This window comes from Actinomadura sp. 7K534 (assembly GCF_004348575.1).
GTDB classification, from domain to species: domain Bacteria; phylum Actinomycetota; class Actinomycetes; order Streptosporangiales; family Streptosporangiaceae; genus Spirillospora; species Spirillospora livida.
Window position 1 is genome coordinate 1 of sequence record NZ_SMKB01000270.1, and the last position, 9119, is coordinate 9119.

General features: G+C 71.5%; 9 protein-coding genes. 6 read left to right on the forward strand and 3 right to left on the reverse strand.

Going from position 1 to position 9119, the window contains the following annotated elements; translation table 11 throughout:
- The first annotated feature begins 51 nt into the window (after positions 1-51).
- The 3 genes from E1266_RS32190 to E1266_RS32200 all read left to right on the forward strand — a co-directional run bounded on the left by E1266_RS32190 (position 52) and on the right by E1266_RS32200 (position 3056).
- Positions 52-990, forward strand: a complete 939-nt coding sequence (locus tag E1266_RS32190) for a hypothetical protein (protein ID WP_132053532.1) — start codon at positions 52-54, stop codon at positions 988-990.
- A 5-nt stretch (positions 991-995) separates the two neighbouring features.
- Positions 996-2366, forward strand: coding sequence for a phosphotransferase family protein (locus E1266_RS32195; RefSeq protein WP_132053534.1), 1371 nt, complete (start codon positions 996-998; stop codon positions 2364-2366).
- 126 nt (positions 2367-2492) lie between these two features.
- Positions 2493-3056, forward strand: a complete 564-nt coding sequence (locus E1266_RS32200) for a dihydrofolate reductase family protein (protein ID WP_132053536.1) — start codon at positions 2493-2495, stop codon at positions 3054-3056.
- On the opposite strand, the gene E1266_RS32205 is transcribed toward E1266_RS32200, so the two are convergent.
- Entirely contained in the window at positions 3053-4159 is a 1107-nt protein-coding gene (locus E1266_RS32205; protein WP_132053538.1) for a S1 family peptidase, read from the reverse strand. The two genes, E1266_RS32200 and E1266_RS32205, sit on opposite strands and share 4 nt — an antisense overlap.
- 121 nt (positions 4160-4280) lie before the next feature.
- Here E1266_RS32205 and E1266_RS32210 point away from each other — a divergent pair, with 121 nt between their 5' ends.
- Together E1266_RS32210 and E1266_RS32215 are read left to right on the forward strand one after the other, a co-directional pair.
- Positions 4281-5132, forward strand: a complete 852-nt coding sequence (locus E1266_RS32210; RefSeq protein ID WP_132053540.1) for a DUF72 domain-containing protein — start codon at positions 4281-4283, stop codon at positions 5130-5132.
- 120 nt (positions 5133-5252) lie between these two features.
- Positions 5253-5849, forward strand: coding sequence for a CBS domain-containing protein (locus E1266_RS32215; RefSeq protein ID WP_132053542.1), 597 nt, complete (start codon positions 5253-5255; stop codon positions 5847-5849).
- 16 nt (positions 5850-5865) lie between these two features.
- Here E1266_RS32215 and E1266_RS32220 read toward each other — a convergent pair whose 3' ends face one another.
- Positions 5866-6549 carry an HU family DNA-binding protein gene (locus tag E1266_RS32220; RefSeq protein ID WP_132053544.1) on the reverse strand — a complete coding sequence of 228 codons (684 nt, stop codon included), beginning with the start codon at positions 6547-6549 and terminating at the stop codon, positions 5866-5868.
- 310 nt (positions 6550-6859) lie between these two features.
- Between E1266_RS32220 and E1266_RS32225 the strand changes: the two genes are divergently transcribed.
- Positions 6860-7810 carry an alpha/beta hydrolase gene (locus tag E1266_RS32225; RefSeq protein ID WP_132053546.1) on the forward strand — a complete coding sequence of 317 codons (951 nt, stop codon included), beginning with the start codon at positions 6860-6862 and terminating at the stop codon, positions 7808-7810.
- Between the two features lie 324 nt (positions 7811-8134).
- Here E1266_RS32225 and E1266_RS32230 read toward each other — a convergent pair whose 3' ends face one another.
- Positions 8135-9070: a PDR/VanB family oxidoreductase gene (locus tag E1266_RS32230; protein WP_243719151.1), complete on the reverse strand. Its 936-nt coding sequence runs from the start codon at positions 9068-9070 to the stop codon at positions 8135-8137.
- Between the last annotated feature and the right edge of the window lie 49 nt (positions 9071-9119).

A 9119-nucleotide genomic window follows, 5' to 3' on the forward strand; every position in this document is an offset into this window, starting at 1 on the left:
CCCCTAGCCCCTCGACCTCGAAAGCCCGGTCCCTGACGAAAGGCCCCGACAGTGATCGAAACCGAGGACCGCTTCACCGCCTCCGACGACGACCTGCACAGCCCCACCGACGACTTCTACGAGACCGAGACCTTCTGGTACTCCTTCTTCGTCCCCGAGCGCGACCTCGGCGGCTGGCTGTACGCGTCGATCCGCGGCGTCCCGGGGACGTCGGGCGGCGGCATGTGGATGTGGGACGGCACCGCGGCGGAGCCGTGGCGGGTGCCCTTCTTCCAGCAGTTCGGCCACCTCAAGCCGCCCACCCCCCGCGGCCCCGGCGCGCTCGACTTCCCCAGCGGCCTGTCGATCCGGACGCTGGAGCCGGGCATGTCCTACGACCTGCGGTTCGACGACCGCGACCGGATGAAGGCGCACTTCCGCTTCGACGCCGTCGAGGAGCCCGTGCCGCTGCGCCGCGGCGAGCCGCCGTACCCGAAGGCGTCCCACTACGACCAGACGGGGCGGATCACCGGCCAGATCCTGCTGGACGGCGACCGCATCGACGTCGACTGCCACGCCATGCGCGACCGCTCCTGGGGGCCGCGGCACGAGCGCGGATACCGCCGTGTCGGCTACACCTGGGCCGCCTCCCCCGACCTGTCCTTCCTGACCTACACCGCCCCCACGGGCCCGGGCGCCGAGCACGTCTACAGCGGCTACGTGCGGCGCGACGGCCAGGTGGCGCGCATCGTTGACGGCAGCCGCCAAGTCGAACGCGACCCGTCCGAGAACTGGGTGACGGCCATCTCGGTGGAGGTACGCGACGAACTCGGCCGTGTCACGACGGGCCGGGCGGAGGGCACGAGCCGGCTGATCCTGCCGGCCGCGACTTCGCTGTGCCTCTGCACCTGCCTGCGCTGGACCGTCGACGGCCAAGTCCTGAACGGCGAGGACCAGGACGTCTGGCCCACCAAGGACTGGCCCCGCCCCTCGGCGAACCGGGGAGCGTGACGGGCATGTCGGCGTCCACCCGCAGAGAGCCGGCCACCGGGCTCAGCGAGGCCCTCGTCGGCTGGATGGCAGACGCCGTCCAGGGGAAGATCGTCTCCTTCGAGCGGCGGCCCGGCGGAGGCCGCCGCGAAGCATGGTTCGTCGACGCGGAGACGGCGGACGGAACTCGGCTGGAGCTGTTCCTCCGGTACGACCGCGGCAAGGCGCCCGAGAGCTTCGGCCTGCACGACGAGGCGCGCTTCTTCCTCGCCCTGCAGGACACGCCCGTCCCCGTGCCGCGCATCCATGCCGTGCATCCCACCGAGCAGGCCATCCTCGCCGAGCGGGTCCCCGGCCAGACGTGGTTCTCCCTGCTGCGCGACGAGGAGCAGCGGGTCCGCATCGCCCGCGAGTTCATGGGCATCCTCGCCGAGCTGCACGCCGTCGACCCGCGCAAGATCTCCCCGGCCGCGCCGGACGCGGACCTGCGCGACCTGGTGCGCGCCGAGATCGGCCGCTGGGAGGCGCTCTACCGGGCGGCCGCGGCGCCCGCCGACCCGCTGATCGAGATGGGCCTGGCCTGGGTGCGGGCCAACGTGCCGGACGTGCCCGGCCCGGTCGTGATCGTCCAGGGGGACACCGGGCCCGGCAACTTCCTCTACGAGGACGGCCGCGTCACCGCCGTGCTCGACTGGGAGCTCGCCCATCTCGGCGACCCGCACGACGACCTGGCCTGGGTCACGCTCCGCGCCGTCCAGGAGGCGTTCACGCACATCCCCGACCGGCTCGCCGACTACGCGGCGGCGTCCGGACGCCCGGTGGACCTGGACCGCGTCCGCTACTACCGCGTCCTCGCCGGGCTGCGCATCCTGATCCTCGCCCACCAGGGCGCCGCGAAGCCCGACCCCATGGGCGAGGTGGGCAACGGCCTCGTGTACACGACCCTGCACCGCCGCCTGTTCACCGAGGCGCTGGCGGACGTCACCGGGACCGCCCTGGATCGCCCGGCCCCGCTCGTCCCCGTCCCCGGCGAGAACGAGCGGCTGTACGACGCCGCCCTCACCCAGATCAAGGAGATCATCGTCCCCCGCAGCGAGGATCCTTTCGTGGTCCTGCGCAGCAAGGGCCTGGCGCGCATCCTGAAGTACCTCCGCGAGCATGAGCGGCTGGCGGACGCCAAGCGCCGGGAAGAACTCGACGACCTCGAATCCGTGCTCGGCACCCGCCCCGACGACGCCCCGACCGGCCGGGCACACCTCGCGGAGGCCCTGCGCGCGGGCACGGTACCCGTGGACGCCGCGCTCCCAGCGCTCCACCGCTGGGTCCTCCGCGAAACGCAGGTGTGCCTTCCGGCCATGGGCCGCCTGGCCGACCAGCACTACGCCCCCCTCACCTGACCCGCGCCGGCGTCACGACCGAGCCCGGGTGCGGCGGCGGCCGATGAGTTTCGGTGGCCGGGAGAGTCCGCACTCTTCAATGGATTGATGTGGGGTCGGCGGGGTCGTCGGCCGGGAGGAGGAGACATGGGCAAGGTCGCCTGGGGGTTCACGTGCTCGATCGACGGCTTCATCGCCGGGCCCGGTCATGACATGAGCTGGATGTCCGCGGCGGAACCGCTGGCCGAGGGCACCACGGAGCGCATGGCGGGAGACGTCGCGGTGATCATTTCCGGCCGGGCCGGCTACGACGCGGCGAAGGCCCAGCGGGCGGAGCGGGACGAGACCACCTCTCAAGCGTACGGCGGCGCGTGGTCCGGGACCGAGTTCGTGCTGACCCACCGCCCGGAGGAACTCGCCGACGACCCGGCCGTCATCCCGCTGAACTGCGACATCGTCGAGGCGGTCCAGCGCGCCCAGGAGCTCGCCGGAGACCGGGACGTGCAGATCATCAGCGCCGACATAGCCCGGCAGGCGCTCGAGCACGATCTGATCGACGAGCTGCAGGTCTTCGTCGCCCCGGTCTTCCTCGGCGATGGCACCCGCATCTTCGAGGCCCCCGGCGGGCGCCGGATCGACTGGGAGCTGGTCGACATCTACGAGGACAGCCCGCGCAGCTTCGGCCGTACCTATCGCCCGAAGAGGCGCTAGGAGACCTCGGCGCCGAAGGCCTCCAGGGGTTCGGTGACCGGCTGGAAGAACGTCACGCCGCCGATCTGGCAGTTGCCCGAACCGCCCGACGTGAGGCCGAGGGCGGTGCTTCCGCTGAAGAGCGGCCCGCCGCTGTCGCCCGGCTCCGCGCACACGGTCGTCTGGATCAGGCCGCTGACGGTGCCCTCGGGGTAGTTCACCGTCGCGTTGGTGGCGGTGACGCGGCCGGTGGCGAGGCCGGTGGTGCTGCCGGTCCGCACGACCCGCTGGCCGACCACGGCCTCCCCGGCCTCGGTGATGTCCCGGGCCTGGCCGTTGTAGAGGTTGACCGCGCCCTGGCCCGGCTGCGCCGTCCGGACGAGCGCGAAGTCGTCGCCGGGGAAGCTGCTCGCGACCGTCCTGCCGAGGAACTGGCGGCCGCCCTGGTCGGCGGTCCAGTTGCGGACGGAGTTCCCGCAGTGCCCGGCGGTGAGGAAGAAGGGCTGCCCGTTGCGGATGACGTTGAAGCCGAGCGAGCAGCGCGAGCCCTGGCCGAAGATCGCGTCGCCGCCGAACGCGAGGGGGCGCAGCCGCCCGTCGATGTGCACCATCCGCACCGCCGACCCCATCTGCCGGGCCATCCGCCGCACGGTCGCCATCCGCGTCCCGGTCACCGAGTCGTCGGTCCACACGGTGACCCGCGAGGTGGCCGGGTCGACGGCCCAGCCGGTGCCCGGTACGCCCGTCATGGACTGCCGGAGGGTGGCGGTGATCCGGTTCAGCGCCGCGGGGCTGCGCTCGGTCAGCTCGGGCACCGCGCCCGCCGCGCGGACCATGGCCGCGTCGCCCTCGTTGGTGACCGTGACGACGGGCCGTCCGGCCTGGTCGAGGTAGGCGCCGGCCGTGCGGGCGCCGAGCCGGTCGGTCAGCCGCGCGGCCAGCGCCCCCGCGGACCCGCGCCGCGCCTCCGACGCCTGCTCGCCGGTCAGCGCGGCCCGCTTCTCGTCGCCGGACCGGTCCGGCATCCGCACCACGTACAGCGAGCCGGCCACGAGGCCGGCGGATCCGGCGGCCACCGCGGTCCACGTGACCGCGGTGCGCACACGACTCTTTCTCGCCCTCATGGGGGTCCTCCAAGATCCGGCTTCCCGAGCTACGCGTGGAGGTACGCGGCCCGGGCGCGCGGAGTTCAAGGCCCGGCGGAGCGGCAGGTGAGGGGGCCCGCGAAGCGATAGCGTCGGGTTCATGCGGCTTCATGTGGGGTGCGCGATGTGGACGCATCCGTCGTGGCAGGGGCGTTTCCTTCCGCATCCGCTTCCGCCCGGTGCGCGGCTGCGCGCGTACGCGGGCTGGTGCAACGCGGTGGAGGGCAACACGACCTTCTACGCGACGCCGTCGCGAAGCACGGCGGAGTCGTGGGCGGAGCAGGCCGGCCCCGGCTTCCGCTTCGTCCTCAAGCTGCCGAGGTCGATCACGCACGAGCGGCGCCTGACCGGCTTCGACGACGACCTCCGGACGTTCCTGGCGGCGATCGAGCCGCTCGGTCCCCGGACGCACGCGCTGTGGGTCCAGCTCCCGGGGTCGTTCGGCCCGGCGGACCTCGGAACACTCGCGGGCTTCCTGCGCCGCCTGCCCCGGACGCACCGCTACGCCGTCGAGGTGCGCCACCGCGCGTTCTTCGAGGAGCCCGGATGCGCGCGCGACCTCGAACGGGTCCTCGCGGGCGTCGAAGCCGAGTGGGTGCCCTTCGACACCACCGCGTTCTTCCGGAGCCGTCCGGGCAGCGACGCGGAGCGGGACGCGTGGACGAAGAAGCCCCGCGTGCCCCGCCGGTCGTCGGCGCTGACCGACCGCCCGATCGTCCGCTACCTCGGGCGGGACGACACGGAGCAGACGGTCGAGGGATGGCGGTACTGGGTCGCGAAGGCCGCCGAGTGGCTGGACGAGGGACGCTCGCCGACGATCTTCATCCACACGCCGGACAATGCCGACGCGTTGCCGCTCGCCCGCCGCTTCCATGACGAGGTGCGGGAGCGGGTACCGGGGCTCGCGCCCTTGCCCGAGCCGGAGCCGGTGGAGCCGCCGACGCTCTTCTGACGGGTTTCCGGGACGAAGGGCCCTGGGCCTGAGGCGCCCGCCGGGTGATCCTGGACGCAAGGGTCAGGGTGCCCCTGCCCGGGTAGGTGAACGGCGTCCTCGCCGGAAGGAGAACACGCCATGCTGGTCCGGGAGGCGATGACCTCGCCCGTCGTGACGATCCCGCGGACGGCCACCGTCCGCCAGGCCATCCGCGTCCTGCACGAGCACAACGTCACCGCGCTGCCGGTCGTGGACGAGCCGGGGCGCCTGGCCGGCATCGTCAGCGAGATGGACCTCCTGCAGGGCGTGTTCGAGCACGACCCGCGCGCCTTCGTGCGCCCCGTGGCGACCACCGCGGCCCCCGCGCCGCGCCTCGTCGAGGAGGTCATGACCCGCGACGTGGAGACAGCCCGGCCCAACGGCGACGTGGCCGTGCTCGCCGAGATGATGATGAAGACGCGGATCAAGAGCGTCCCGGTACTGGACGGCTCCACCATCGTGGGCATCGTCAGCCGCCGCGACCTCATCGCGATCCTGGCCCGCGACGACGCCCGGATCCGCGACGACGTCCTGGCCGCGATCACCGAGTACGGCACGGAGGGCGCCCACTGGGACGTCTCGGTCCGGGACGGCGCCGTCGAACTGCGCGGAACCACGGACGAGCCCGCCCAGCAGATCGCCGACGTCCTGGCCCGGACCGTCCCCGGCGTGACCCGGGTCTCGATCCGCGGCTGACCCGGCCGGCGCGGGCCTACTTACCGGCCTTGACGCGCCCCTTGCCCTTGACCTGCTTCTTCTTGCCACTCTTAGCGCTCTTGGCGCTCGGGTTCTTAGCGCTGGCGCCGTTCTTCGCGTCCGCGCCCTTCTTGGCGCTCAGGTCAAGGTTCGCGCCGCTGCTGCTCTTCGCGCTCTTGCCGTTCTTGGTGGCCTTGACGTCCTTGATCTCCTTGGCGGCCTTGGCGGCCTTGCCGTTCTTCGCGGCCGGCGAGGTATCGAGCTTGATCGCCTTCGCCTTCTTCGGCGCCTTCTTGGAGTTCGCGCCCTTCTTCGCCTTCTTGGCGGCCTTGGGCTCTGTGGGGCTGGCCGGCTCGGCCACGACGCCGTCCGCCGCCTCCGGCGGAGCCGCCACGAGGGCCTCCTCCTCGGCCGCCACGACGGCGCCTCCCGCGACCCGGGTTCGGAACGTCTGCCCGGAGCGGAACCGCGGAACCTCCGCGGCGGCCACCTCCACCGGCGCACCGGTGCGCGGGTTGCGGGCACTGCGGGCCGGGCGGGACAGCCTGTCGAACGTCCCGAACCCGGTGACGGTGACGCGCTCCCCGGCGGCCACCCGTTCCATCACGACCTCGAACACGGCGTCCACATGGCGGCGGCCCACGGCCTCGTCGCTCCCCGTACGTTCCGCCACGGCCCTGACCAGTTCGCTGCGGTTCATTGCGGCCTGCCCTTCACTGTGGCGAAATGTGCGGCCAGCCTAGCCGCCGCGACCGCCCCGAACCGGCAGATCAGCCCAGGTCGTCAACGTGTCTTCTCCCCGACACAGACGCCCGTCCCGCTCTCTCGCCCCAGAACACACCGAGCCCCGAGATCAACAAAACCGCGACTCGACGGAAAAGTAGGGCGCCCGTGCCGCCGGCACCCGGAGATGGCGGCACAACCCGGCGGGTGATCTCCGCTACCCGGCCCCCTGGGCAAAAGGGGCGAGGGAGCCGAGACTGGAGCCGGCCGCCGAGAGGAGCCCCGAGGTGACGTACGCCTACGATCCCGAACTCGTCCCGTGGATCTCGATGATCCCCCAGATCATGATCAGCGAGTACGAGCAGATCCGCAGGGACGAGGTGGAGATGTTCGGCAAGCCGCAGTACGTGCCGCCGATCCCGGTGGACGTCCGCGACGTGCACGTCCCCGGGCCCGCGGGCGCACCCGATGTCCCAGTGCGGATCTACGCCCCCGCGGACCGGGACGGCGACCTGCCGGGACTGGTGCACATCCACGCCGGCGGCTTCGTCATCGGCAGCATCGACACCGCCCAGGACGACGCGACGTCCATCGCGGCGGAGGTCGGCGCCGTGGTCCTGTCCGTGGGCTACCGGCTCGCCCCGGAGCACCCGTTCCCCGCCGGGCTGGACGACTGCTACGTCGTCCTGACCTGGGCGGCCGCCCATTCCGCCGAACTCGGCATCGACCCCGGCAGGCTCGCGGTGGGCGGCGACAGCGCGGGCGGCGGACTGTCCGCGGCCGTCGCCCTGATGGCCCGCGACCGCGGCGGGCCCGCACTGTGCTTCCAACTCCTCGGCATCCCCGAACTGGACGACCGCCTCGACACCCCGTCGATGCGAACGTTCACCGACACCCCGATCTGGCATCGGCGCAACGCGGAACTGAGCTGGGACTACTACCTGGGCGAGGGCGTCCGAGGCACCGACTCTGTGTCCCCGTACGCGGCCCCCGCCCGCGCAGAGGACCTGTCAGGCCTGCCACCCGCCTACGTCACCACCTGCGAATTCGACCCGCTACGGGACGAGGGCCTCAGCTACGCCCAGCGCCTCATCCAGGCAGGCGTCCCCACCGAACTGCACCACTACCCAGGCACCTTCCACGGCTCAACCATGATCAGGGACGCCGCCATAACAAAACGCATGCACACCGACCGCCTAACCACCCTCCAACACGCCCTGACTCGAGCCTCAACGTAGGTAGAGCCATTCGCCGACAACAATGATCAAGGACGGCCCGCTAGCGGACGCAAACCCACCCCGGGTCGTCATGAGCCGCCGGCACCTAAGGCGGTTGATGCGGCATCCGACGCACGTGGCAGCCCTCTCGCCTTGATCGCGACGACCAGCCTCCCGGCCCCGAGAGGCGTCCCCCTTCGCGCAGGGCACAGAGCAACTGCGGCACATGAACGCGCGATCAAGGTTCAACGAACCGCGGGCGCGGGCATGGGAGACACAAATCATCATGAAGCTCCCATCCGCGCGCTCACCTCCTCCACGCAGGGAGCAGAGGAAACGCGCGAGTCATAGTTCCAGGACCAGCCGTGGCCCGCGGGCGCGGGAGACACAGATCATCATGAAACTTCCGTCCGCGCGTTCCGCCTCCGTCAGGACCGAGTCACGATGGTCGGGCTCGCCTTCCAGAACGGGTGTTTCGCACGTCCCGCACGTCCCTTCACGGCACGACGACAGGACGTTGACGCCCGCCTTCTCCACGGTCTCCAAGATGGACAGGCCGGGTTCGACCGTCAGCGTGCGCCCGCTCAACGCGAGCTCGACCTCGAACGCCTCGCTCGGCCCCGTGACCGGCTTCGGCGTGAAACGCTCCGTGCGCAACGAGCCCGGGGCCAGGACGGCGCATCGTTCCTCAGCCGCAGCGAGCATCGGCTCCGGCCCGCAGCAGTAGACAAGCGTCCCAGGCCCGGCCTCCGCCAAGGCACCTTCAATATCAAGCAAGCCAAACTCGTCCTGGGGGCGAATCTCAACCTTGCGCCCATAGGCGGACAACACATCCAAGAAGGCCATGGCCGACCGTCGCCGCCCCCCATAGACGAGCCGCCACTCGACCCCTGCTGCATCGGCTGCGGCCACCATGGGGAGGATCGGCGTGATACCGATCCCGCCGGCGAGAAACAGGTAACCGGACGCATCCTCCAGCGCGAAGTTGTTACGCGGCCCCCGCACCACGAGCTTGTCCCCCGGACGCACCCGCTCATGAACGACCGTCGAACCAAGCCCCTCCTTCAGCACACCCAGCCGCCACGTCCGCAAATCACCCGGATCCCCGCACAACGAGTACTGCCGGACGAGCCCATCACCGAGAACAACATCGACATGCGCACCAGGACGCCAGGACGGCAACTCCCCACCGTCCACCGCCCGCAGGGTCAACCCCACGACCCCATCGGCCAGCTCCACCCGCCCCTCAACAAGAACCTCCATCTCGCCCTCAGCGACCACGCATCCTCCCGCCTCGATCCACAAAGGTCACCCCACCCCTGCATCCCCC